The 25,378-nt window shown below is 61.9% G+C and carries 22 protein-coding genes; 18 read left to right on the forward strand and 4 right to left on the reverse strand.

Translation table 11 applies throughout. The features are described from left to right. Window positions 1–284: 284 nt before the first annotated feature. From rpiA to NWI_RS06330, 5 genes are all read left to right on the forward strand, one after another. Window positions 285–983, forward strand: coding sequence for a ribose-5-phosphate isomerase RpiA (gene rpiA / locus NWI_RS06310; RefSeq protein WP_011314512.1), 699 nt, complete (start codon window positions 285–287; stop codon window positions 981–983). Window positions 984–1,005: 22 nt separating this feature from the next. Next, window positions 1,006–1,530 (forward strand): DUF2059 domain-containing protein, encoded by a 525-nt coding sequence (locus NWI_RS06315; protein ID WP_011314513.1) that lies wholly within the window; start codon window positions 1,006–1,008, stop codon window positions 1,528–1,530. An 18-nt stretch (window positions 1,531–1,548) separates the two neighbouring features. Further along, window positions 1,549–2,931: a glutathione-disulfide reductase gene (gene gor, locus NWI_RS06320; RefSeq protein WP_011314514.1), complete on the forward strand. Its 1,383-nt coding sequence runs from the start codon at window positions 1,549–1,551 to the stop codon at window positions 2,929–2,931. A gap of 367 nt (window positions 2,932–3,298) precedes the next feature. Next, window positions 3,299–4,687 carry a class II 3-deoxy-7-phosphoheptulonate synthase gene (locus tag NWI_RS06325; protein WP_011314515.1) on the forward strand — a complete coding sequence of 463 codons (1,389 nt, stop codon included), beginning with the start codon at window positions 3,299–3,301 and terminating at the stop codon, window positions 4,685–4,687. A 194-nt stretch (window positions 4,688–4,881) separates the two neighbouring features. Next, window positions 4,882–6,633: an NAD+ synthase gene (locus tag NWI_RS06330; protein ID WP_011314516.1), complete on the forward strand. Its 1,752-nt coding sequence runs from the start codon at window positions 4,882–4,884 to the stop codon at window positions 6,631–6,633. A 72-nt stretch (window positions 6,634–6,705) separates the two neighbouring features. Here the strand turns inward: NWI_RS06330 and NWI_RS06335 are convergent, their stop codons facing one another. Both NWI_RS06335 and NWI_RS18195 read right to left on the reverse strand, forming a co-directional pair. Next, the gene (locus NWI_RS06335) at window positions 6,706–7,797 is read right to left on the reverse strand and encodes a DUF2865 domain-containing protein (protein WP_011314517.1); all 1,092 of its coding nucleotides are present in this window, start codon (window positions 7,795–7,797) and stop codon (window positions 6,706–6,708) included. 295 nt (window positions 7,798–8,092) lie between these two features. After that, entirely contained in the window at window positions 8,093–8,413 is a 321-nt protein-coding gene (locus NWI_RS18195; protein WP_011314518.1) for a hypothetical protein, read from the reverse strand. A 313-nt stretch (window positions 8,414–8,726) separates the two neighbouring features. On the opposite strand from NWI_RS18195, the gene cysS reads away from it, so the two are divergent. The 4 genes from cysS (at window position 8,727) to cimA (ending at window position 12,911) form a co-directional block, all read left to right on the forward strand. Then, window positions 8,727–10,160, forward strand: a complete 1,434-nt coding sequence (cysS, locus tag NWI_RS06345; protein WP_011314519.1) for a cysteine--tRNA ligase — start codon at window positions 8,727–8,729, stop codon at window positions 10,158–10,160. A 147-nt stretch (window positions 10,161–10,307) separates the two neighbouring features. Further along, on the forward strand, window positions 10,308–10,787 hold the full coding sequence (locus NWI_RS06350) for an endonuclease domain-containing protein (RefSeq protein ID WP_011314520.1): 480 nt from the start codon (window positions 10,308–10,310) through the stop codon (window positions 10,785–10,787). 4 nt (window positions 10,788–10,791) lie between these two features. Next, complete coding sequence (locus tag NWI_RS06355; RefSeq protein ID WP_011314521.1) at window positions 10,792–11,292, forward strand: GNAT family N-acetyltransferase; 501 nt, start codon at window positions 10,792–10,794, stop codon at window positions 11,290–11,292. Beyond that, window positions 11,289–12,911 (forward strand): citramalate synthase, encoded by a 1,623-nt coding sequence (cimA, locus tag NWI_RS06360; protein ID WP_011314522.1) that lies wholly within the window; start codon window positions 11,289–11,291, stop codon window positions 12,909–12,911. The genes NWI_RS06355 and cimA overlap by 4 nt, the downstream gene beginning before the upstream one ends. Here the strand turns inward: cimA and NWI_RS06365 are convergent, their stop codons facing one another. Continuing rightward, window positions 12,912–13,517 carry a TIGR00730 family Rossman fold protein gene (locus NWI_RS06365; RefSeq protein ID WP_011314523.1) on the reverse strand — a complete coding sequence of 202 codons (606 nt, stop codon included), beginning with the start codon at window positions 13,515–13,517 and terminating at the stop codon, window positions 12,912–12,914. A gap of 213 nt (window positions 13,518–13,730) precedes the next feature. On the opposite strand from NWI_RS06365, the gene NWI_RS06370 reads away from it, so the two are divergent. The 9 genes from NWI_RS06370 (at window position 13,731) to NWI_RS06410 (ending at window position 24,350) form a co-directional block, all read left to right on the forward strand. After that, window positions 13,731–15,689 (forward strand): ABCB family ABC transporter ATP-binding protein/permease, encoded by a 1,959-nt coding sequence (locus NWI_RS06370; RefSeq protein WP_011314524.1) that lies wholly within the window; start codon window positions 13,731–13,733, stop codon window positions 15,687–15,689. Between the two features lie 121 nt (window positions 15,690–15,810). After that, window positions 15,811–16,554, forward strand: a complete 744-nt coding sequence (locus NWI_RS06375; RefSeq protein WP_011314525.1) for a phosphatidylserine decarboxylase — start codon at window positions 15,811–15,813, stop codon at window positions 16,552–16,554. 134 nt (window positions 16,555–16,688) lie between these two features. Next, window positions 16,689–17,531: a CDP-diacylglycerol--serine O-phosphatidyltransferase gene (gene pssA, locus NWI_RS06380; RefSeq protein ID WP_187148021.1), complete on the forward strand. Its 843-nt coding sequence runs from the start codon at window positions 16,689–16,691 to the stop codon at window positions 17,529–17,531. Window positions 17,532–17,807: 276 nt separating this feature from the next. After that, complete coding sequence (locus tag NWI_RS06385; protein WP_011314527.1) at window positions 17,808–18,581, forward strand: motility protein A; 774 nt, start codon at window positions 17,808–17,810, stop codon at window positions 18,579–18,581. Between the two features lie 26 nt (window positions 18,582–18,607). Then, window positions 18,608–19,438 (forward strand): OmpA/MotB family protein, encoded by an 831-nt coding sequence (locus NWI_RS06390; protein ID WP_011314528.1) that lies wholly within the window; start codon window positions 18,608–18,610, stop codon window positions 19,436–19,438. Between the two features lie 147 nt (window positions 19,439–19,585). Continuing rightward, entirely contained in the window at window positions 19,586–21,490 is a 1,905-nt protein-coding gene (locus NWI_RS06395) for a potassium transporter Kup (RefSeq protein ID WP_041344866.1), read from the forward strand. Window positions 21,491–21,726: 236 nt separating this feature from the next. Further along, window positions 21,727–22,062, forward strand: a complete 336-nt coding sequence (locus NWI_RS06400) for a rhodanese-like domain-containing protein (RefSeq protein ID WP_081431763.1) — start codon at window positions 21,727–21,729, stop codon at window positions 22,060–22,062. Between the two features lie 15 nt (window positions 22,063–22,077). Continuing rightward, a complete protein-coding gene (locus NWI_RS06405) occupies window positions 22,078–23,229 on the forward strand; it encodes an aminotransferase (protein ID WP_011314531.1) in 1,152 nt (383 codons plus the stop codon). A 50-nt stretch (window positions 23,230–23,279) separates the two neighbouring features. Then, the gene (locus tag NWI_RS06410; protein WP_041345465.1) at window positions 23,280–24,350 is read left to right on the forward strand and encodes a polyamine ABC transporter substrate-binding protein; all 1,071 of its coding nucleotides are present in this window, start codon (window positions 23,280–23,282) and stop codon (window positions 24,348–24,350) included. A 54-nt stretch (window positions 24,351–24,404) separates the two neighbouring features. Here the strand turns inward: NWI_RS06410 and NWI_RS06415 are convergent, their stop codons facing one another. After that, entirely contained in the window at window positions 24,405–25,337 is a 933-nt protein-coding gene (locus NWI_RS06415) for a lipid A biosynthesis lauroyl acyltransferase (protein ID WP_011314533.1), read from the reverse strand. Between the last annotated feature and the right edge of the window lie 41 nt (window positions 25,338–25,378).

The following is a 25,378-nucleotide window of genomic DNA, read 5'->3' on the forward strand; positions in this document are numbered from 1 at the left end:
GTCGTGCGCCCTCATGGAGAGGCTCGGAACGCTCGAGAGCCGTGTTTCTTGCGCCTGATTCTAGCGCCTGGGCCTTTCCGCTTCGCGTTTTCTTCATGCCAAACGCGTATTCCAACCCGAAACATCCCAAGGACATGCCTGGCTTGAAACCGCAGGAAATCCAAAAAACTGGGTGCGGAGCGGGGAGTTCGCTTGACCGAACCCGCATCGGCTGCAAAGCGAACGTCTGAGCCACATCAGGAAATGCCTCGCCAGCCGGAGCGGGGTCGCAAATCGAGGTCCTCATGACGATGGATGCATTGAAAAGACAGGCTGCGGCGCGTGCCCTTGAATATGTCGAGGACGGCATGAGGCTGGGTCTCGGAACGGGATCCACCGCCAAGCACTTTGTCGAGCTTTTGGGCGAGCGCGTACGCGACGGGTTGAAGGTTGTCGGGGTGCCGACATCGGAAGCCACGCGGGCCGACGCGGAGCGGTGCGGCGTTCCCCTGACCACCCTGGACGATCTCGACAGGCTCGATCTGACGGTGGATGGCGCAGACGAAATCGATCCTGATCTCAATCTGACCAAGGGCGGTGGCGGGGCGCTTCTGCGCGAGAAAATCGTGGCTGCCGCGTCGGACCGCATGATCGTGATCGCTGACGAGACAAAATGGGTGGCGGGGCTCGGCCGCTTTCCCCTGCCCATCGAAGTCATTCCGTTCGGGCTGGCCGCGACGCGACGGGCGATTACGGAGGTATTTGCAAAAGCCGGCGTTTCAGGTGAACTGGCCGTCAGAAAGCGACCGGATGGCCATGCTTTTGTCACCGATGGCGGCCACTGGATTTTCGATGCCCATCTTGGGCAGATACCTGATGCAAGCTATCTGGCCGGACTGTTGAATCCGATACCTGGCGTCGTCGAGCACGGCCTATTCATCGGCCTCGCACGCGTGGCGATGCTGGCGGGCGCAGAGGGCATTCGTATTGTCGAGCGGCGGTAGCGCCGCAATGAGGAGAATTGAGATGAGGGGACTTTCGAGATTTCTGCCTGCAAGATTTCTTCCTGCGGCGTGTCTTGCCGTGGCGCTGGCGCTTCCAGCCGTTGCGCAGGCCCAGCAAGCCGGCCAGCCGTCTCCCGCCGCCATTGCTTCCGCCAAGGAGCTTCTGACATTGAAGAATGCGGCCGGGATGTACGCAAACGCCGTTCCGGGCATCGTCGAGCGGACCAAGAACACGCTGCTTCAATCCAACCTGAACTATCAGAAGGATCTCAATGAGGTTGCGCTGGTCGTGGCCAAGTCGCTGGCCGGCCGTGAAAAGGAGATCGGTGACGGCATGGCGAAGATCTATGCCGGCCATTTCACGGAGCAGGAGTTGAAGGACCTCGTCACGTTCTACAAGTCGCCGCTCGGCAAAAAGCTGATTGCGCAGGAGCCCAAGGCGATCGAGGCGAGCATGGGATATATGAACCAGTGGGCGCAGCAGTTCGCGAGCGTCGTCAATGGCGAGTTTCGCGCGGAGATGCGCAAGCGCGGCAAGGAAATCTGATCTCGATCGAGTTGGGGCATGGCTGATTTCGATGTCGACCTGTTCGTCATAGGCGGCGGTTCCGGCGGTGTGCGCGCAGCGCGCATCGCCGCCGGATACGGCGCGCGTGTCATGGTCGCCGAAGAATACCGGATGGGCGGTACCTGCGTGATCCGGGGGTGCGTGCCGAAGAAGCTGTTAGTCTACGGCTCTCATATCCGCCACGACATCGAAGATGCCGCCGGTTTTGGCTGGTCGATTCCGTCCGCGACGTTCGACTGGCCGGCGCTGATCGCCAACAAGGACAGGGAGATCGCCCGCCTCGAGGCGGCCTATACAGCTACCCTCGAGAAGGCCGGCGTTCAAACCGTCAAGTCGCGGGCGGTATTCGAGGATGCGCACACGCTCCGGCTCACGACCGGCGAGACCATCCGTTCGAAGCATGTGCTGATCGCGACGGGCGGCCGGCCCAATCAAGGACCTGCCATTCCCGGCATCGAGCACGTGATCTCTTCCAATGAGGCATTTCATCTTGATGAGTTGCCGAAGCGAATTGCGATTCAGGGCGGCGGATACATCGCGCTCGAATTCGCCTGCATCTTTGCCGGGTTCGGAAGTGATGTGACCCTGATCTATCGCGGGGACAACATCCTGCGCGGCTTCGATGATGACGTCCGCGCCCATGTTCGCGCGGAAATGGAGAAGAGCGGCATCACGATCCTGACGGACTGCACTGTCGAGAGGGTCGATCGGCACGGCGATGATTTCACGTCTCATCTATCGAACGGGTCGAGCGTTGCTTCCGATCAGGTGCTGTTTGCGATCGGCCGGCATCCGAACGTTGCCAATCTGGGACTTGAGAAGGCGGGCGTCGCCATCAACCCGGAGAACGGCGGCATAGCCGTCGACGGCTTTTCGCGGACGAACGTGCCGCATATCTATGCGGTCGGCGATGTCACGCATCGCTTCAACCTGACGCCGGTCGCGATCCGAGAGGGGCATGCGTTCGCGGACTCGGTGTTCGGAAACAAGCCGACGCGCGTGGATCATGCGGACATTCCGACCGCCGTGTTTTCGCAGCCTGAAGTCGGAACGGTCGGCCTGACAGAAGCGCAGGCGAGGGCTGAGTACGCCGTCGATATCTACAAGGCGACGTTCCGCCCGTTGAAGGCGACGTTATCGGGCCGCGATACCCGTATGCTGATGAAGCTGGTGGTGGACGCCACGACGGATCGCGTGCTCGGTTGCCATATCGTCGGCGACGGCGCGGCCGAGATGACGCAGGTAGTCGGCATCGCGATCAGGATGAAGGCCACCAAGGCCGATTTCGATGCGACCATGGCGCTGCATCCGACCGCGGCTGAAGAACTTGTGACGATGCGGACGCGAACCGCTCACCATGCGCGTGGGGCGGCCGAGTGAAACGGCCCTGAAATAGAGGGTGGCCGGTTTCGGCGGGTGATCTCCGGAATAAATCAGGGTTCTAGAGCATCGGACCCGAAAGTGGGAACCGGTTTCGGGATAAATCCGATGCTCAATCAATTAACTGGAGCGGCGGCACTGATTCCATTTGACCGGCGGCCGCTCTAAACGACCCCAAAATTGGCGAATCTGGACGACGCCAGTACCCTTGATGCGTCCGGAAAAAAGCCGAAGCAGAATTTGCCTCGTATTTCAATATCTTGATCCGCAAAACCTTCTGTCAACTGGCGCGACGGGGGTTGCCTGTGTATATAGCGTGAACCGGCGCTCGTTAAACAAGTGGCGGTTTTCCTCAGGAGTAAATCTCATGTCCGAGCGGTGGACACCCGATAGCTGGCGCACCAAGCCCGTGCAGCAGGTTCCGGTCTATCCGGATCCTAAGGCGTTGGGCGACGTCGAGGCGCAGCTTGCGACGTTTCCGCCGCTGGTGTTTGCGGGTGAGGCGCGCAACCTTAAAAAGGCGCTCGCCCGAGTCGCCAACGGTGAGGCGTTTCTGCTGCAGGGCGGCGACTGCGCCGAGAGCTTCGCCGAGCATGGCGCCAACAACATTCGCGATTTCTTCCGTGTGCTGCTGCAAATGGCGGTGGTGCTGACTTATGCCGGCGCATTGCCGGTTGTGAAGGTTGGCCGCATTGCCGGCCAGTTCGCCAAGCCGCGCTCGTCTCCGATGGAGAACGTCGGCGGTGTCGAATTGCCGAGCTATCGCGGCGATATCGTCAACGACATCGCCTTCACCGAGCAGTCGCGAGTCCCGGATCCGCATCGCCAGATCATGGCCTACCGGCAGTCGGCGGCGACGCTGAACCTGCTGCGCGCCTTCGCGACCGGCGGGTTCGCCAATCTCGGCAGCGTGCATCAGTGGATGCTCGGCTTCCTGAAGGACTCTCAGCAGTCGCGCCGCTACAAGGAACTCGCCGATCGTATCTCGGATGCTCTCAATTTCATGCGCGCTTGCGGGCTGAATCTTGAAAGCCACCCGGAACTGCGGTCGACCGACATCTACACCAGTCACGAGGCGCTGCTGCTCGGTTACGAGCAGGCCTTGACGCGGGTCGATTCGACGACCGGTGACTGGTACGCAACTTCTGGCCATTTCATCTGGGTCGGCGATCGCACCCGACAGCTTGATCATGGCCACGTTGAATATCTCCGCGGCATCAAGAATCCGATCGGCCTGAAGTGCGGGCCGTCGCTCAAGCCTGATGAACTCCTGAAGCTGATCGATGCGCTGAATCCCGACAATGAGCCGGGACGCCTGACGCTCATCGGCCGCTTCGGCTCGGACAAGGTGGCCGATTATCTGCCGCAACTGATCCGCACGGTGAAGCGCGAGGGCCGCGTTGTCGTGTGGTCGTGCGATCCGATGCACGGCAACACCATCACGTCGACGAGTGGTTACAAGACCCGCCCGTTCGATCGCATCCTGTCGGAGGTCAAGTCGTTCTTCAGCATTCATGCCGCCGAAGGCACGCACGCCGGTGGCATTCATCTGGAGATGACCGGGCAGAACGTCACCGAGTGCATCGGCGGCGCGCGTGCGATCAAGGACGAGGACCTCAACGGTCGCTATCACACTGTCTGCGATCCGCGCCTGAACGCCGAGCAGTCGATCGACATGGCGTTCCTGATCGCCGAATTGCTGAGTCACGATCGCGAAGGCAAGGTCAAACCGATCCCGGCGGTCTCCGGCTTCTGAGGTAATCGGGTTTCTAAGGTGGTTTTGTTGTTGGTGCCCTTAATCAGTGGCTATAGCGGGTTTGAATCGTCATGGCCGGGACAAACCCGGCCATGACGGGCATGTTTTCTTGATCCGCCGCTGTCCATGCCGCTCGAACCCGCTATAACTCCGCCATATTGCAGCAAGGCGAGGCCGGCGGGTAACAAGCATCCATGACCGAAACAACCTTCAAGATCACGCTCGGCCAACTAAACCCGACGGTCGGAGACATCGTCGGCAATGCGGCCAAGGCCCGCGCCGCGCGCGCTCAGGCGAAGGCCGACGGCGCCGCGCTGGTGGCTCTTCCCGAACTGTTCATCGCCGGCTATCCGCCCGAGGATCTGGTTCTGAGGCCGGCATTTCAGGCTGCCTGCCGCGAGGCGATCGAAGCTCTCGCGCGAGAGACCAGTGACGGCGGCCCGGCCATGCTGATCGGCACTCCATGGGTCGATGACGGCAAGCTCTACAATGCCTATGCGTTGCTGGACGAGGGGCGGGTCGCGGCGCTTCGTTTCAAAGTCAATCTGCCGAACTACGGCGTGTTCGACGAAAAGCGCGTGTTCGCGCGGGGACCGGTCGGAGGCCCGTTGAAGATTCGGGGCGTGCGGATCGGCGTGCCGATCTGTGAAGATACCTGGGTTGAGGAATCCGCCGAGTACGAGAACGTCGTCGAATGCCTCGCTGAAACCGGCGCGGAAATTCTCGTCGTTCCCAATGGGTCGCCCTACGCAAAGGGCAAGAGCGATATCAGGCTGTCGATCTCGGTCGCGCGCGTGACCGAGAGCGATCTGCCGCTGGTCTATCTCAATCAGGTCGGCGGCCAGGATGAACTGGTGTTCGACGGCGCTTCTTTCGTGCTGAACGCCGATCGCTCGCTGGCGGCGCAGCTTCCCTTTTTCGAGGAAAGCGTCTTCACGCTGCAATGGACCAGGTCTGCCGAGGGGTGGCGCTGCGCCGGACCGGTCGCGCCGCAGATCGACGGCGACAAGGCCGACTATGCCGCCTGCGTGCTGGGGTTGCGCGACTATGTCCGGAAGAACGGGTTTCCCGGCGTTCTGCTCGGCGTGTCCGGCGGAATCGACTCGGCCTTGTGCGCGGCCATCGCCGTCGACGCTCTCGGGGCCGAGCAGGTTCGCGGCGTCATGCTGCCGTTCCGTTTTACGGCGCAGGTCTCGCTCGACGATGCGGCAAGGCTCGCGACGGCGCTCGGCATTCGCTACGACGTGCTGCCGATCGCGCAGGCGGTGAATGGCTTCGAGGAGATTCTCTCCGGCGTGTTCGCGGGCGCGCCTCGCGATATTACCGAGGAGAACCTGCAATCCCGCGCTCGCGGCACGCTTCTGATGGCGATGTCCAACAAGCTCGGTGCGATGGTGGTGACCACCGGCAACAAATCGGAAATGTCGGTGGGGTACGCCACGCTGTACGGCGACATGAACGGCGGCTTCAATCCGATCAAGGATATCTACAAGACCGAGGTGCTCCGGATGGCTAGCCTGCGCAACGCGTGGAAACCGGACGGCGCGCTTGGTCCATCGGGCGAGGTGATCCCGCCCGGCGCCATCTCGCGGCCGCCGACGGCCGAGTTGCGCGAAGGCCAGCTGGATCAGGATTCGCTGCCGCCCTACGATCTGCTCGACGCGATTCTCGAGCGGTTGGTCGAGCGGGAGGAACCGCTCGCGGCGATCGTCGCGGAAGGGTTCGACCACGACGTGGTCGTGCGCGTCGATCGCCTGCTGAATGCCGCCGAGTACAAGCGCCGGCAGGCGGCGCCGGGCGTCAAGGTCACGCGCCGGAATTTCGGCCGCGACCGTCGCTATCCGATCACCAACCGGTTTCGCGATTCCGGCGAATCATTGCCGGCGCCGGATGAGACCCTCGTCTCCCGCGGCAGCCGGAGTTCCGCCGAAGCCTTTCAGGAATGATGCGAGGAATGACCGGCGAATCGGAGGCCTTCCGCTTCTGATGTAAACACAACCGGAAAACTGCTGCTCGCCCTACTGCGCGGGTATGAACGTGGGTCCCACCGAACGGATCGGTTTGTTCGACGGCGTCGAGGCGGTCGGGGTGGCATCTGCGGGGGGACTCCGGCGCGCGTCGGTTGTCGCCGCCGAATCCTTCTTTTGCGAATCTCTGTCGCGGGTCGGCTGTGACATCTTCCTGGCGCCGTCTTCCGTGACGATGATGTCACCCTGCTGGGCGGCAGTAGCCTTGTCGTCGAGTCCCTTCAACGCCTCCGCCCATGTCTGGCCCGCCGCCCTGCAAGAGCAGGACGGGTTGAACTCCTGACGGTACCGAAATGCGTTTGGCAACGAGGAATAAGGTTGTCCGTTGGTCGAGACCGCCTGATTCATATCCTCGCCGGGATTGCGATACGCGTAGAGCGCGGCCTCTGTCGCGGGGCAAAGGTTCTTGCAGGTCCGCTCGTCGTCGGGAAACCGGCTCGGAACGGTCGCGAACGAGATCGGAAAATAAAAGCCGTCGCATGAACGCACACAGACGGTCCGATAGGTTCCGGATTGCGCGCCGGAATCGACCGGCGGCAGGATCGTCGGATTTTCGGAATGGTTGCCGAACAGGTCGTCGAAGAAGGAGCCCTGATTTCGAGCCGCCGCGGCATATTGCGGGCCGCAGTTGTTCTGTGCCAGCGCGATCAGCACGGAGCGGCGTTGACTGTCGCGATCGGGGCCGGCGCTGCCGGCTCTAAGCCGCTCCAGGCTGGTGGTGATCTGCTCAAGGTTGGTCCGCATGCGCTGGATCTGGTGGGTGATCGGTCCGCATTGCGCCGATTGCGCGTTGAACAGCTGGAAGAAACCTGAGCTATCGCAGCCCATGCGGTTTGCGTGCGCGATGACCCGTTCGAGTTCGGCCTGTTGCCGGCCCGCGGCTTCCTCGTAGCGCCGGATCTGTCCGGCGCGCGCCGGATCACCGCCACCGCGGTCGATGCTTGCGAGTTGCGCCTCGAGCCGGGGGCAAATCGGATTGGTTCCTGGCGGGCCACCCTGCGCTCGAGCATCGGCGGCCGCGCCCGCAATGCCGACGGCGCAAGCCAAAATTCGCATCGTGCGGGCAAACAACAAGTCAGGCATGATCCGACATCAAAGCGATCCCTGAGCGATTCGGCAAATTGACTTTACGAAGAGGGATCGTCTTCCGAACACAATCGTCTTCCGAACAGAGATGCGTCCATCGCAGTGGTTTTAGACGCAATCCAGGGAAGGCGTGATTGCGTCGCGAGGCGCTGATGGTGCGGGCCGATTGCGTTATGCGAATGGCCGTCGTCAGCGTGGCCGTGTCATATCCGCTTCTCGCGGCATCGTCACGTCGTTTCGAAGGCGCGAGTGTGGCGGCCTTACTGCAACTTCGGTTTCCGTTGCTAAGGATTCAGCGCTGACAGGTTATCGCGACGTATTCGTTGCAGCCGCTGTGCCGACATGAGCTTATGGAGCCCGGGATCGAGTCCGTCATCTCGTCAGGCCGGACGCGTTTGTAAGCGACGGCCTGTGCAAAATCGCGGGACCGGCAGTAGGAATGCGCGGCGTGAGCGCCGCAGCTTTCGCCCTGGGCAAGGCATTGGTCGATGCCGTACCCGTCGGCCTGATTGGCGACGATGAAAACGCGGCTGTCCGCCCACGCGGCGGCCGCGAACAGAGCCGTGCCTGCCAGAATGCCGGGAAAAACCCGAACCGCGGGAAAAATATGCATTGATGTGCCGGAAAAGAGATGTGCCGGAAAAAGAGGAGAGGATCGCGGCGGAGCTGCCACGACGAATGCCGGCGATTTCACGGCAAAATAAGGCGTTTATGGGGCGCGGACTTGACGCTATATTCCGGCTGCTCCATGGTAACCGGAATGAACGGTCTCCTCGCCATTTGTGGCATTTGCCGCGAGATTACGGCCTAGCGATTCGCTGGCTGAGGCCGTCTCTATCTCACGATGAGATCACCGGGCGTCCTGCCAGCGAGCGGAACGGATTTGCATCCCGCTGTCCAGCGGCAGCGACCTCGGAACGGATTCCATGGACCTGCGTCTTTACGACACCCTGACGAGGCGGAAGCGTGCCTTCACGCCGATCGATCCATCGAACGTGCGGATGTATGTCTGCGGTCCGACGGTCTATGACTTTGCCCATATCGGCAATGCGCGGCCGGTCATCGTGTTCGACGTGCTGTTCCGGCTGCTGCGGCATCTCTACGGCGATGATCATGTCACCTACGCCCGCAACATCACCGACGTCGATGATAAGATCAACGACCGCGCGGCGCGCGATTTTCCTGATCTGCCGCTGAACGAGGCGATCCGCAAGGTCACCGAAAAGACCGCCGCGCAGTTTCAGGCCGATGTCGCCGCGCTCGGCTGCCTGCCGCCGACGCACCAGCCGCGCGCCACCGAGTTCGTGCTGCCGCGCACCGACGGCAAGACTGACATGGTGACGTTTATCAAGCAGCTTATCGCGCGCGGCCATGCTTATGAGGCGGGCGGCGAGGTGCTGTTCGACGTGCGGTCGATGCCGGACTACGGCGCGCTGTCCGGCCGCAGGCTGGATGAGCAAAAGGCCGGCGCGCGGGTCGCGGTGGATGCGCATAAAAGAAATCCGGCTGACTTCGTGCTGTGGAAGCTGTCATCCGAGAACGAACCGGGCTGGGACAGTCCGTGGGGCAGGGGGCGGCCGGGCTGGCACATCGAATGTTCGGCGATGAGCACGGCCTATCTTGGCGATGTATTCGACATCCACGGCGGTGGCCTCGACCTGATCTTCCCGCATCATGAGAACGAGATCGCGCAGTCGCGCTGCGCCCACGGCACGCACGCGATGGCGAATTACTGGATGCACAACGGCTTCCTGCAGGTCGAAGGCGAGAAGATGTCGAAGTCACTCGGCAACTTCGTGACGATCAATGAACTGCTGACGACGGAGAAATTTGGCGGGCGGAAGTGGCCGGGTGAGGTGTTGCGGCTGAATATGTTGCGCACCCATTATCGCCAACCGATCGATTGGACGATCAAAGCTTTGGAAGAGAGTGAAACTATTCTCCGTCGCGTCTGCGGGCGAATAAAACAGTTTGAGTATGCCCGTCGCGGGATGCCGACGAAAGAGCGATCGGTTCAATTGAACCTTCCACCAGAAATATTGGAGGCGCTCGTTGATGATCTTAACACTCCGCTGATGCTTTCGAGAATTGGAGAGCTGAGCTACGATGACGCCTTCGACCATGCGCTATTATCTATTGGTATCGACGTGTTGTCATACGCCCGTTGGTTGCGTTCACAAGAACAGTACGCAAGTTCGAATGTCGATGAGTTAGTGGTCGCTCGTCTTGAGGCTAGAATGCGAAAAGATTTCAAGGAATCCGACCGCATCCGGGACGAACTCGCCGCCATGGGCGTTGTGCTGAAGGACGGTAAGGACGCCGACGGCAAGCCGGTGACGACATGGGAGATCGCGCGATGACAAAGTCAACGATCCCTCACCCGGCGTCTCGCTGGCGCTCGCCGCCACCCTCTCCCGCAAGGGGAGAGGGAAAGAAGGAGTTCCCGCGATGACGTGGCGCGGGAGGTTCAAATCCTTGTCAAGGAGAGGGACGGAGGACGTGGCGCGATGACCGAGCCGCGGGTTTTGCCCTCTCCCCTTGCGGGAGAGGGTGCCGAGCGCCATCGGCGCGAGGCGGGTGAGGGGGCGTGTCGAAAAGCAACCGCGCGGAGCCTGCGCGCGTGGATGACCGATGCTGAGCGGAAGCTCTGGTTCGGGCTCAAGGACCGGCGCTTTCAAGGACTCAAATTTCGGCGGCAAGTCTCGGTCGGACCTTACATCGCGGATTTTCTCTGCTTCGATCGGCGGCTCGTCGTCGAGGTGGATGGCGGTCAGCACGCGGAATCGCTACGTGATGCTGATCGCGACCGCTGGTTTGCTGACAATGGCTTTCGCACGCTCCGGTTCTGGAACAATGACGTGCTGTCGAATCTGGAAGGCGTGCTGACTGTAATTTCCGAGGGAGCGGCGACCCCTCATCCGGCGTCTCGCTTGCGCTCGCCGCCACCCTCTCCCGCAAGGGGAGAGGGAAAAAAGGAGATGTTTTGACGCGATGGGACAGTCGCTTCCCAAACCGGCGCTGCGGCCGATGCTGCCTACTGATGTTCCCGTGCTGGCCGCGATCTTTGTCGCCAGCATCGAGGAACTCACCGGCGATGACTACAGCGAGGCGCAGCAGATCGCATGGGCGAGCGCCGCTGACGACGAGGACAAGTTCGGCGCGCGGCTTTCGCGCCAGCTGACGCTGGTGGCGACGCTTCAGCGTTCGCCGGTCGGCTTTGCCTCGCTCAAAGGGACCGATCACGTCGACATGCTTTATGTGCATCCGGGCGCGGTGGAGCACGGGGTTGCGACGGCGCTGTGCGATGCGATCGAGAAACTTGCCGGCGCGCGTGGCGCAACTTCGCTGACCGTGGAAGCCAGCGATACGGCGGAAGGATTTTTCGCCAGGCGCGGCTACGTCGCGGTGCAACGCAATTCGGTGACGATCGGAGATGAGTGGCTGGCCAATACCACGATGAAGAAGACGCTGGCCGCGGGCAGCCCGGCATGAGCCGCGAACGCCTCTATCTGTTCGACACCACGCTGCGTGACGGCGCGCAGACCAACGGCGTCGATTTCACCTTGCAGGACAAGCAGGCGATCGCGAAGATGCTGGACGATCTCGGCATCGACTATGTCGAGGGCGGCTATCCCGGCGCCAACCCGACCGATACCGGGTTCTTCTCGCACAAGCCCGCGTTTCGCCATGCGCGCTTCACCGCCTTCGGCATGACGCGGCGTCCCGGACGATCGGCTTCCAATGATCCCGGACTGGCCGCGCTGATCGAGGCCGATGCGGATGCGATCTGCTTTGTCGCGAAATCGTCCGCCTATCAGGTCAGGGTCGCGCTCGAAACCACGAAAGACGAAAACCTGGCGTCGATCCGCGACAGCGTGAAGGCGGCCACCGCAGTCGGCCGCGAGGTCATGGTGGACTGCGAGCATTTTTTCGACGGCTACAGGGAAGACCCCGCATTCGCGCTGGCCTGTGCAAAGGCGGCTTACGACTCCGGCGCGCGGTGGGTGGTGTTGTGCGACACTAACGGCGGCGCCATGCCGAATGAGATCGAGGCGACGGTTCGCGAGGCCGCGAAGCACATTCCCGGCGATCATCTGGGCATCCATGCCCATAACGACACCGAGCAGGCGGTCGCTAATTCTTTAGCCGCGGTGCGCGCGGGTGTACGGCAAATCCAGGGCACCCTGAACGGTCTCGGCGAACGCTGCGGCAATGCCAATCTCTGCTCGCTGATCCCGACGCTGAAACTGAAGAAGGAATTTTCCGACATCTTCGAGATCGGTGTGACCGGGGATCGGCTTGCGGCTCTGACGCAGGTATCGCGCACGCTCGACAACATGCTCAACCGTGCGCCGAACCGGCACGCGCCCTATGTCGGCGAAAGCGCGTTCGTCACCAAGACCGGCATCCATGCCTCCGCGATCCTCAAGGATCCCGCGACCTACGAGCATGTCGCGCCGGAATCGGTCGGCAACCGCCGCAAGGTGCTGGTGTCGGATCAGGCCGGCCGCTCAAATGTGCTTGCCGAACTCGAACGCGCCAACATCGCGTTCGACAGGAACGATCCGAAGCTCGGCCGGCTGGTGCGCGAGATGAAGGAGCGCGAGGCAGCGGGTTACGCCTACGAATCCGCGAACGCGTCATTCGATCTGCTGGCGCGGCGCACGCTCGGCCGCGTGCCCGAGTATTTCGACGTCGAGCAGTATGACGTCAATGTCGAACAACGCTACAATTCCCACGGCCGGCGCGTCACGGTCGCGATGGCGGTGGTGAAGGTCAGGGTCGACGGCCAGCCGCTGATTTCCGCCGCCGAAGGCAACGGTCCGGTCAATGCGCTCGATCTCGCCTTGCGCAAGGATCTCGGCAAGTACCAGAAATACATCGACGGGCTGAAGCTGATCGACTACCGCGTGCGCATCCTCAACGGAGGCACCGGCGCGGTGACGCGGGTGCTGCTCGAGAGCGAGGACGAGGAGGGCGAGCGCTGGACCACGATCGGCGTGTCGCCCAATATCATCGATGCGTCGTTCCAGGCCCTGATGGATTCGGTATTCTACAAGCTGGTGAAGTCCGGCGCGCCGGCCGAAGGGGCGGTCCCGGAGCCGTCATGATCACAGCCGGTCGGCGACGTCGGCCGGCATCTGTTTGGACGAGTCCGGCACGCCGGTCGCCGCCGCGCGAAGTTTAGGCAGGATATCCTCCACCCGGTTGGCCTGCAGGACGTTCACCGCGAGCGTTGGCCGGATGAAAGCTGTGCTCCGCATGTGAGCAAGCAGGGCGAGCAGCGGCTCCCAGAAGCCGTCGATGTTCGCCAGCATGATCGGCTTGCTGTGCCGCCCGAGTTGCTGCCAGGTGAGTTGCTCGACCAGTTCCTCCAGCGTGCCGACCCCGCCCGGCAGGGCGACGAACGCGTCCGAACGTTCGAACATCAGGCGCTTGCGCTCGTGCATGTCGCGGGTGACGATCATCTCCTGAACGCGCGACAGCGCATGTTCGCGCGCGGTCAGGAAATCCGGAATGATGCCGGTGACGGTGCCGCCGTGATCGAGGGTCGAGGTCGCGATGGCGCCCATCAGACCGACCGAGCCGCCGCCATAGACCAGCCCGACGTTGTTCCGGGCAAGAGCTTTCCCGAAATCAACGGCGGCTTCGACGAATTGGGGATTTGTACCGGGGCCCGAGCCGCAATAGACGCAGACCGTTCTGATGGTGTTCATGAGAATCGATGTGGCACCGTAAAATCACAGCGTCAAGACTCGGCCGTTACGACAGGGTTAATTTCCCTTTCGGCGGCCCGCGCCGTCATTGCAAAGGAATCGTCGGCTTGAGGGTGTACGCGGCACTTAAACGCTCTATATAGAGCCGATCCATGACCTTTATCAGACGACATACGCGGCCGCCGACGCCGCTTCTCGGTTCGGGCGCGCTCGATGGCTGACGCGGCTTTCCCTCAGGCGACCGCGCCGGCAAAGCCATCAGATGACCCCACCCGGAACGCGACCCTCGGCAGGGCGCTCTTGCATCTGTGGCCCTACATGTGGCCCGGTGACCGCGCCGACCTGAAAATGCGCGTGGCATGGTCGCTGGTGCTGTTGCTTGCGGCAAAAGTCGCAACTCTGGTCGTTCCCTTCACGTTCAAATGGGCGGTCGATGCGCTGGGCGGCACGGGAAGCGCGCCCGTGCAGCCCGACAACTGGGCGATGTGGCTGATCGTGTCGCCGCTCGCGATGACGCTGGCCTACGGCTCCGCCCGCGTGCTGATGGCGCTGCTGACGCAATGGCGCGACGGCACTTTCGCCAAGGTCGCGATGCACGCGGTGCGCAGGCTGGCTTACCGGACGTTCGTCCACATGCACGAGCTGTCGCTGCGTTTTCATCTCGAACGCAAGACCGGCGGATTGACGCGCGTGCTCGAGCGGGGCCGCAACGGCATCGAAGAGATGGTGCGGCTGGTCATCCTTCAGCTCATTCCGACGGCGGTCGAGGTCGGATTGCTCACCGCCGTGCTGCTTTGGCAGTTCGACTGGCGCTATGTTCTGGTGACGCTGCTGACCGTCATGGTCTACATGGCCTTCACCTACAAAGCGACGCAGTGGCGTATCGAGATCCGCCGCCGGATGAACGACTCCGATTCCGACGCCAACACCAAGGCGATCGATTCGCTTTTGAACTATGAGACGGTCAAGTATTTCAGCGCCGAGACGCGTGAAGCGGATCGCTATGACCGCTCGATGGAGCGCTTCGAGACCGCAAGCGTGCAGACCTACACATCGCTGGCGGTGCTGAATGCGGGGCAGGCCGTGATCTACACCGCCGGCCTGACGACGGTCATGATCATGTGCGCGATCGGGGTCCGAAACGGGACCCACACCGTCGGCGATTTCGTCATGGTCAACGCCATGATGATCCAGCTCTACCAGCCGCTCAATCTCATGGGCATGGTCTACCGCGAGATCAAGCAGGCGATCATCGATATCGAGAAGATGTTCTCCGTGCTGACCCGCCGCGCGGAGGTCCAGGATCGCCCCGGCGCGCAGCCGCTGCGCGTCGAGAGCGGGGCGGTGAAGTTTGAGGATGTGCTGTTCGCCTACGATCCGGATCGCCCGATCCTCAAGGGCCTGACTTTCGATGTGCCGGCGGGAAAGACGGTGGCCATCGTCGGCCCTTCGGGAGCCGGAAAATCGACGCTGTCCCGGCTGCTGTTCCGCCTTTATGACGTCTCCAGCGGCCGCATCCTGATCGACGGCCAGGATATCCGCGATGTGACTCAGGAGTCGTTGCGCGCGGCGATCGGAATGGTGCCGCAGGATACCGTGCTGTTCAACGATACCATCCGCTACAACATCCGTTATGGCCGCTGGGACGCCACCGACGAGGAGGTCGAGGCGGCCGCGCGGACGGCGCAGATCGACGGCTTCATCAGGATGTCGCCTAAAGGGTATGAGACGGAGGTCGGCGAGCGCGGATTGAAACTGTCCGGCGGCGAGAAGCAGCGCGTGGCGATCGCGCGCACCGTGCTGAAGGCGCCCCCTATCCTCGTACTGGATGAGGCGACGTCGGCGCTCGACAGCCACACCGAGCATGAAATCCAGGAGGCTCTCGAACGGGTCTCGCGCAACCGGACGTCGCTGGTGATCGCGCACCGGCTCTCGACCATTGTCGGCGCCGACGAAATCATCGTGCTCGACCAGGGACGTATCGCCGAACGCGGGACTCACGCCGAGCTTCTGGCGGCGGGGGGTCTTTACGCGAGCATGTGGAACAGGCAACGAGAGGCCGAGGAGGCGCGAGAGAAGCTTGCGCTGATCGGCGATGAAGAGGGCGCGCCGAATCGCGCCCCTCCGCCTGTGGACGATCCGCTGGTGGCGCCAACCGGCGCGGCAGGGTAGAATAGGTCCAAGGTGACCCTCCCGAATCAGGCATTGAATCCATACGGTGCTGATCGAGGGTCGTGTCGTGTTTTCATAAGTCACCTTCACCTCAGGCTCATTCGCATATCATCAGGTGCTCATGCCCATAGATCGACAGACTCTCCTCTCCATCGCGAAATCCGTTCGCTCCGGCGCAAGATCCGTGCGAGCGCAGATTTCGCCGATTCATCCGAAGGGGTATCCCTTCGTCGGTGGCTTCGCATTGGCCACCATCATCCTGTTCTGGATCTGGAGCCCGCTGGGCTGGATCGGAACGCTGCTGACAATCTGGTGCGCGCTGTTCTTCCGCAATCCCGCCCGTGTGACGCCAATCCGGGAGGGGCTTGTCGTCGCGCCGGCAGACGGACGGATCTCGATGATCGCACCGGTTGTGCCGCCCGCCGAACTCGAGCTTGGCGAGCTGCCGATGGTGCGTATTTCGATTTTCATGAGTGTGTTCAATTGCCACGTCAATCGCAGCCCGGTTGCGGGGCGGATCGAACGGATCGTCTATCGCCCCGGCAAGTTCATCAATGCCGAACTCGACAAGGCGAGCGAGGACAACGAGCGTAACGCGCTCGTCATATCGACGCCAAACAATGGCCTGGTTGGCGTGATTCAGATCGCCGGACTGATCGCGCGCCGTATCGTGACCTTCGTCCATGACGGGCAGACGGTCGAGACTGGCGAACGCTTCGGGCTGATCCGGTTCGGCTCGCGGCTCGACGTCTTCCTTCCGGAGGGAACGCAGGTGCTAGTGTCCGAGGGACAGACCACGATCGCCGGCGAGACGGTGCTGGCTGATTTTCAGCAGACAGACGGGCGGACTTTTCGTAGTAGTTAAACGCTTCGGTTCGTCGGGGACGCCGAGACGATGGTGGCCCCGGCAAGCCTTCCCATACAGGAGACGCGCAGACGCCATACGATCCCAAAACGCCCGAGTTGCGCCGCCGCCGGTTTCGTCCGATTCCGGTGCGGATGCTGGTGCCGAATTTTATCACGCTGCTTGCGATCTGCGCGGGATTGACGGCGATCCGTCTCTCCACCGAGGGGCGGATGGAGCTTGCGGTGGGGGCCATCGTATTCGCGGCCGTGCTCGACGGGCTCGACGGGCGGGTCGCCCGGATGATCAAAGGGCAATCGAAGTTCGGCGCCGAGCTCGACAGCCTCGCGGACTTCGTCAATTTCGGCGTTGCGCCCGGCCTCATCCTTTATTTCTGGCAGTTGCACGACCTCAGCAATGTGGGCTGGATCGCGGCGATGATATTCGCGATCAGCGGCGGCCTGCGCCTCGCCCGCTTCAATGCGACCATGAATGACGAGAACAAGCCGGCCTTCGCCGCGAATTTCTTCACCGGCGTTCCCGCGCCGGCGGGTGCGATCGCGGTGCTGTTGCCGATCTATCTTTCGTTTCTGGGCATACCGCAGCCCCCAGCGGTACTGACGGCGTTCTATACGCTGTTGATCGCCATCCTCATGGTTTCCCGGCTGCCGGTCTTCTCCGGCAAGACAGTTGGGATGCGCGTTCAGCCGGAACTCGTGCTGCCGGTCTTCGTGTCGGTGGTCTTCGTCATCGCGCTCCTGATCAGCTACCCCTGGGTGGTTCTGTCCTTCGGTTCGATCATTTTCCTGTTGAGCCTTCCGGTCGGCTGGAAATCCTATCATGATCAGGAACTCAAGGCCGCCGTGCAGGAGACGTTTCCGGACGCGGCGGCATCGGCGGAAGCCGCCCCGCCGGCCTCGGCAGCGACCAAGCCTGCGCCGCCGACCATTCCGATCCGGCAGCGCAAGCAGGACAACCGGCCCTCCCGTCCGCATTGAGATCCTTGCGGAAAGCAGCCCGTAGCGTTTCGAGCAAGGCATGTTTCTCGGGCTTGCCACAGGAAACGGATGCCGGTTCGCCTAAAGAAAGCGCATGAAATCAAGGCTATAGGGCTCGCTTCTGATCCGCCAGAAGCGGAATGTTCCAGCTCATCGGCAACCGTTCCCGTTCCGGTAACCGGTCCTTAATGGCGCGAAAGCTAGGGTGACGATGCGTGACTCAGAACGGTCGCGCCGCCGTCCAGGATGGCCGGTCGAGTATGCGTGGAGTTCATCATGGATATCATGACCGGTGCCGGGCTTGCTTTCGGCATGATCGTAATTGCCATGATGGTCTTTATGGGTGGCGATCTGCACATGTTCGTCAGCGAACATGCCATGATCATCATTTTCGGCGGCTCGATCGCCGCGACCATGATCCGCTTCCCGCTCGGCGCGATTTTGCATGGCCTGCCGCTTGGCGCCAAATACGCCTTCACGATGAGCCGGCTGTCGGCGCGCGACCTTGTCGATGAACTGGCGCGCATCGCCGAGATCTCCCGCAAGCAGGGACCGGTCGGCCTGGAAAAGGTCGAAACCACCGAGCCGTTTCTCGCCAAGGGAGTCCGTTTCGTCGCGGACGGTTACGATCTCGAATTCATCCGCGATAATCTCGAGCGCGATCGCGACAACTTTCTCATGCATCTCGACGAGGGTAGCAAGATCTACCGCGCGATCGGCGACTGCGCGCCGGCCTTCGGCATGATCGGCACCCTGATCGGCATGGTGCAGATGTTCGCCAACATGACCGATCCTTCCAAGCTCGGACCGTTCATGGCGACGGCGCTGCTCGCGACGCTTTATGGCGCGCTCGTCGCCAACCTGTTCTGCCTGCCGATCGCGGACAAGCTCCACGGCAAGCTGCTGGACGAGGAGACCAATCGCACCCTGATCATCGACGGCATCCTGATGATCCGGGATTCGAAGAGCCCGGCGCTGGTGCGGGAAATGCTGCTGGCCTATCTGCCGGAAAAACACCGCCACGAAGAAGGCGAGCCGGTTCCGGCGTGACCTGACGTCGATTCGGGAAACCTGCGATGGCCAAGAAGAAGCGAGGCGACGCGCACGGCGGAGGTCACGGCTGGTTCGTCACGTTCGCGGATCTGATGGGCCTGATGATGAGCTTCTTTGTGATGCTCGTCGCGTTCTCCACGATGGATAATCAGAAGCTCAAGATCGTTGCGGGCTCGATGCGCGATGCCTTCGGCTCCCAGACCGAGGTGCGATATTCCGGTATCATTGAATCGGATGGCCTGCCGACGCGGCCCAAGCTGAAAAACGCCGCGCATGTTCCGCCGGATGAAACCTCAACCACGCCGACCCCTAACGAACAGGAGCGTTTCAAGATCGCGGGCGCTCGCCTCAAGACGGATCGCGAGTTCGCGCTTGCGTCCGCGTCGCTGCGGCAGGCGTTGCAGGACATGCCGGAACTGACAGAGCTTTCCAAGCACATCATGTTCGAGGAAACAAAGGAAGGCCTCAACCTGGAAATCGTCGACCAGGATGGCCGCTCCATGTTCGCGGAGGGCTCAAAAGAACCCTATGAGCGGACGCGGATGTTGATCAGGCGGCTCGCGGCTCCGCTCAAGGCGACGCCGTTTCGAATCTCGGTCACCGGCCATACCGCTTCGAACTTCATTGCGATGCGCAGCGACTATGACGGCTTCGACCTGTCGGCGGACCGCGCCAACGTCGTTCGCCAGATCCTTGAGCGGGAGGGGGTGCCCGCTGGTCATATCTTCGCGGTCTCGGGCAAGTCGGACAGCATGCCTTTGTTTCCCGACGATCCGTCACTGGCGGCGAACCGGCGCGTGACCATCACCTTGATGCGTGAGGCGCCTCCGCTGCCGCCGAACTTGAAGCCTTAACCGTCAATCGTATTATTATACCGGAACCGGAGGGCCGGCCGGGCAGGTCGGGGGCTGGCTGTCAATAGTATTCGATGATTGACGGGCGGGTAGCTTGTGCGCGATAGCCCCGGATCAAAATCATCATCCGAGCGTTGGCACGACACCATGGCCGTCAGCGATCCCACTGCCGAAGGCAAAGACGAATCTTCGGCAAAGACGAGCGGCTTTTGGGCGTTGACGCTCGGAAGCGTCGGCGTGGTCTTCGGCGATATCGGAACCTCGCCCTTGTATGCGTTCCGCGAGGCGGTCGATCACGCCGCTCAAGAGGGGGCGGTGACGCCCGCGATCGTGCTCGGCGTGCTGTCGCTGATTCTTTGGTCGCTCTTTATCGTCGTGACGGCGAAATACGTTCTCCTGCTGCTACGGGCCGACAACAACGGCGAGGGTGGAACGCTGTCGCTGATGGCGCTCGGGCAGCGGGCGCTGGGGCGGCGAAGCCTGCTCCTGCTGGCGCTCGGCGTGGTCGGCGCCTCGATGTTCATCGGCGATTCCATGATTACGCCGGCGATCTCGGTGTTGTCGGCCGTCGAAGGATTGAAACTCGCGGCACCGAGGCTCCAGGATTATGTCGTTCCACTGACGCTGGTGATCCTGGTCATGCTGTTTGCGGTGCAGAGCCGGGGCACCGCTCGGGTCGCTTCGGCGTTTGCTCCGGTGATGGCGCTTTGGTTTCTGACGATCGCGGTCCTTGGCGTTCTGCACATCCACGAGGATCCGCATGTGCTGCTGGCGGTGAATCCCTGGTACGCCATTCACTTTCTGCTCAATCACGGGCTGCTCGGCCTCGTCATCATGGGCCTGGTGTTTCTGTCGGTCACGGGCGGTGAGGCGCTGTACGCCGATCTCGGCCACTTTGGCCGCAAGCCGATTCAGGTAGCCTGGTTCTGTCTTGTGTTGCCATCGCTGCTGCTGAACTACTTCGGGCAGGGGGCGCTGATCCTTGCCCACCCCGAAGCCATCGAGAACACCTTCTACCGTCTGGCGCCCGCGCCGCTGATTCTGCCGCTGGTCATTCTGGCGACCGCCGCCACCGTGATCGCCAGCCAGGCGGTCATCACGGGGGCCTATTCGCTGATCCGTCAGGGCGTGCAACTGGGTCTGCTGCCGCGTTTCGAGGTGCGCTACACATCCGAGACCCATGCCGGTCAGATCTATCTGCCGCGCGTCAATCTGCTGTTGCTGATCGGCGTGCTGCTGCTGGTGCTGTTGTTCCGCACCTCCAGCGGGCTCGCTTCCGCCTACGGGATCGCCGTCTCCACCACGATGGTCGCTGACGGCATCATGGGCTTTGTCGTTGTCTGGAAGCTGTGGAACTGGCACCCGGCGGCTGCGGCGGCACTGGTCGTCCCGCTCGTCGTTGTGGACATGATGTTTTTCAGCGCCAATCTGCTTAAGCTGTTTGATGGGGCCTGGGTGCCGCTTCTGTTCGGCATCGCGATGGTGGTGCTGATATGGACATGGCGTCGCGGCGTGGCGATCCTCATCAAGAAGACCAGGCGCACCGAGGTGCCGCTTCTGGATCTCATTCAGAGCCTTGAGAAGCGGCCGCCGCATATCGTCAAGGGCACGGCGGTGTTCTTGACCAGCGACCCCAATTTCGTGCCCACGGCGCTTCTGCACAATCTGAAGCACAACAAGGTTCTTCACGAACACAACGTCATCCTGACGATCGAAACCGCGCAAACGCCTCGGGTCGGTCCCGCCGAGCGCGTGCGCATGGAAAACATCAGCGAAAAATTTTCGACCGTCAGCCTCCGCTTCGGATTCATGGAATCGCCCAACGTTCCGAAGGCGCTGGCCATCGCGCGCAAGCTTGGCTGGCAGTTCGATATTATGTCGACTTCGTTTTTTGTTTCCCGCCGGTCGCTGAAGGCGTCCGCGCAGTCGGGAATGCCTGCGTGGCAGGACAAGCTGTTCATTGCGCTGAGCCGGTCGGCCAACGATGCGATCGACTATTTTCAGATTCCGACCGGGCGCGTTGTCGAGGTCGGGACGCAGGTCATCATCTAGAGCGTTTTCGAGCGAAGTGGGTACCGGTTCGCGTGAAGAAAACGCGTCAAAACAAAATCATAGAGCACCGCTTCTGATTCAATCAGAAGCGAACATGCTCTAGACAAGCCGTCATAGAGCCGTGACGGCGCTTGATTTTATCCTCGCAAGGGGTGACCTTGCGCGGCCGAAGAAGCGGCGATACGGGCATCGCGCCGGGTGCGAGCGTCCGAAGGCAAAAGCGCGAGGAGGTCACGTTGGCGAATCTGAATTTTGTCGTTCACGATTTGACGCCGGAGGATGTCTCGAAAGGCATCACCGACGGACGCTATCTGCTGGTTGACGTCCGCGAGCCGAACGAAATTGCGGCGGAGGCCTTTCCGGACGCGGTGGTTGTCGCCCTGTCGACGTTCGACCTCTCGGCGATTCCCGATCCGCAAGGCAAGCAGGTGGTGTTTGCGTGCCGCTCGGGCAAGCGCTCGGTGAGCGCGTCGCTGGCGGCGCAGGCCGCCGGCCTTCCTTACGACAAGCATCTCGACGGCGGAATTCTGGGATGGAAGGCGGCAGGGTTGCCGACACGATCCGGCGGCTGAGAGTTGACGCTCTCGATGAACAAGGTCTTCGCTGACCTGCCGGTGACCATCTTCGAGACCATGTCGCAGCTCGCGCGCGACCACGACGCCATCAACCTCGGGCAGGGTTTTCCCGACGATCCGGGCCCGGAGGATATCCGGCGCGCGGCGGCGGACGCCGTTATCAACGGTTACAATCAGTACCCATCGATGATGGGCATTCCGGAGTTGCGGCAGGCGGTCGCCGCTCACTACCGCCACTGGCACGGTCTTGCGGCCGATCCGGCGAGTGAGGTGATGGTTACCTCCGGCGGGACGGAAGCGCTGACCAGCGCCATTCTCGCGACGGTAGAACCGGGCGACGAGGTCGTCGTCTTCCAGCCGTTCTACGACTCCTACCTTCCGATCATACGGCAGGCCGGCGGCGTTCCGCGTCTGGTTCGGCTGGAGCCGCCGCACTGGCGGTTGACGGAAGACGCGCTGCGCGACGCCTTCACCCCCAGGACCAGGGTCGTACTTTTCAACAATCCGCTGAATCCGGCTGCGGTGGTCTATGCGCGCAATGAACTGGAATTGCTGGCGCGGTTTTGCCAGGAGTTCGATGCGGTCGCGATCTGCGACGAGGTCTGGGAGCATGTGGTTTTCGACGGCCGCGAGCATATTCCGCTGATCACCGTTCCCGGCATGCGCGACCGCACCATCAAGATCGGATCGGCCGGAAAGATATTCTCCCTGACGGGCTGGAAGGTCGGCTTTGTCTGCGCCGCGCCGCCGCTTTTGCGGGTCATCGCCAAGGTGCATCAGTTTCTCACCTTCACCACACCTCCCAATCTTCAGGCCGCGGTCGCCGGGGGCCTTGCGAAGCCGGACGATTATTTTTTCGAGATGCGCCGCGATCTGGCGCGCCGCCGCGACCGCCTGACCCGCGGCCTCGAAGACATCGGGTTTCCGGTGCTGCCGTCGCAAGGAACCTATTTCCTGACCGTCGATCTCGCGCCGCTCGGACTCAATGAAACCGATCATGTGTTCTGCAGGCGCATCGTCGTGGACCATAAGGTCGCGGCGATCCCGGTTTCAGCGTTCTACGAAAAGGACGCGGTTACCTCGGTCGTACGTTTCTGTTTCGCGAAGAAGGATGCCACGCTCGACGCTGCGCTGGAGCGGCTATCCGACGCCGTGCGGAGGTGAGGCCGATGATTCCGAACCAATGCGTGTGGTTCTGGGCGCCCGTTGCATTGATGCTTGGTTCGGGCGCGGTCTTGTCGCCGCGCGCCGACGCCGCCGAGCGCGTCGTCAACTTTTTCAACTGGTCGAACTACATCGCGCCGGGCGTGCTCGAGGCCTTCACCGAGGAAACTGGAATCAAGGTGGTCTACGACACCTTCGACGCCAACGAGACGCTCGAAACGCGGCTCCTTGCCGGCAAGTCCGGTTACGATATCGTGGTGCCGACGGCGTATTTTTTGCAGCGTCAGATCGGCGCGAACATCTTTCGGAAACTCGACAAGTCGAAGCTGCCGAATCTGGCCAACGCATGGCCCATGGTGACGGAGAGGCTCGCAACCTATGATCCCGGCAATCAGTACGCCGTGAATTACATGTGGGGCACGACCGGCATCGGCTACAATGTCAAAGCAGTGCGGCGCATTCTCGGACCCGACAGCAGGATTGATAGTTGGGATGTCATCTTCGATCCGGACAAGCTCGCGAAGTTCAAGGACTGCGGCGTCCAGATGCTTGATTCCGCGGATGATATCCTGCCTGCCGCGCTCAACTTTCTCGGCCTCGATCCGAACTCGACAGAAAAGAGCGATCTCGAACAGGCAGCGGCTCTTGTCGGCAAGATCAGGCCGTATGTCCGCAAGTTTCATTCCTCGGAATATCTTAACAGCCTAGCCACTGGAGAGATCTGCCTTGTCGTCGGCTGGTCCGGCGATATCAAGCAGGCCCAAAGCCGCGCGGCGGAGAGCCATAACGGTGTCGAGATCGGTTATGCGATTCCGAAAGAGGGCGCCCAGATGTTCTTCGACAATCTGGCCGTTCTCCTGGATGCCAGGCATGTCGACGAGGCTTACGAGTTGATCAATTATCTCTATCGGCCGGACGTTGCGGCGAAGAATTCGGACTTCCTGTCCTATGCCAGCGGCAATCTGGCCAGCCAGAAGCTGATCGATCCGCAAGCCTTCAATGACAAGACGATCTATCCGGATGAAGCCGTGATGAAGCGGCTGTTCATCATAACTGCGCGCGATCTCGCGACGCAACGTTCGATCAACCGGCTCTGGACGCGCATAAAGACGGGACGGTGACAGGACGGAGAACTTTCTTCACGCGAACCGAATCCCGCTTCGCTCGAAAACGCCTTAACGCCAGCGGCGGTGCAGCCACAGCCATTGATCGGGATATTCGCGGATCCAGCCTTCGATCACCGAGGTGATGATCTGCATCGTTCCCTGCACGTCGATCCCGCCGTTTGCATCCCGCGCCGGCGTGATTTCTTCCGAAAGCTCGGCACGGAAGCGATGGTCCGGCAGGCGGATGATCCGCACGCCGTGGATCGGACATTCGATCTGCCGCAAAAGACGCGCCAGCGTCGGATTAGCCTTGGTCTTGCGTCCGAAGAATGTGACGTCGACGCCGTTGGTGAAATACTGGTCCACCAGCATCGCGACATGCTGGCCGTTTTGCAGCGCCTGAGCCAATCGGAGCGGTGCATCGCGGCCCGCGGGGATCAGTGTGCCCATATTGACGGAGCGCAACTGTTTGATCGCGCGGTCGGCCGATGCGATGTTCGGCCGGCGATACAGAATCGCCGCATCGAGCCCGTGCGCGACGGCGGCGACCGCGGGCAGCTCCCAGTTGCCGATATGGCTTGCGAAAATCAGCGCCGGCTTGCCATCCAGCCGCAGCTTGTGAAACAGCTCGCGCGTGCGTTCCCCGATTTCGATGCGACCGTCTTCGGGGCGATCCGGATCGTGGTTCCAGACGTGATCGAGATGGGCGAACTCCGCGCCGATGCGCCCCAGATTGTCCCATACCCCGGCCAGAATTTTCTCGATTTCGTCCGGCGGCTTTTCGGGAAACGCGGCCGTGAGGTTCGCGCGACCGATCTTCTGTTCACGCAGCAACGGTCCGATCTTTCGCGTGATGCGGCCGAACAGATCCGCGGTCTTTATCGGGTCAAAACAGCGCGTCGCGCGCAACAGGGCGATCGTCAATGCGCCGACGGCGGCTGCGCCGACGGGTTTGACCGCATCGCGCAGCCCGGCTCTGGTTCGTAGCAGGAGGCGGCGCATCAGGGGACGACGGTCCCGCCGAAGGCAGGCTTGTATCCCGC

The sequence above is a fragment of the Nitrobacter winogradskyi Nb-255 genome, assembly GCF_000012725.1.
GTDB lineage: Bacteria > Pseudomonadota > Alphaproteobacteria > Rhizobiales > Xanthobacteraceae > Nitrobacter > Nitrobacter winogradskyi.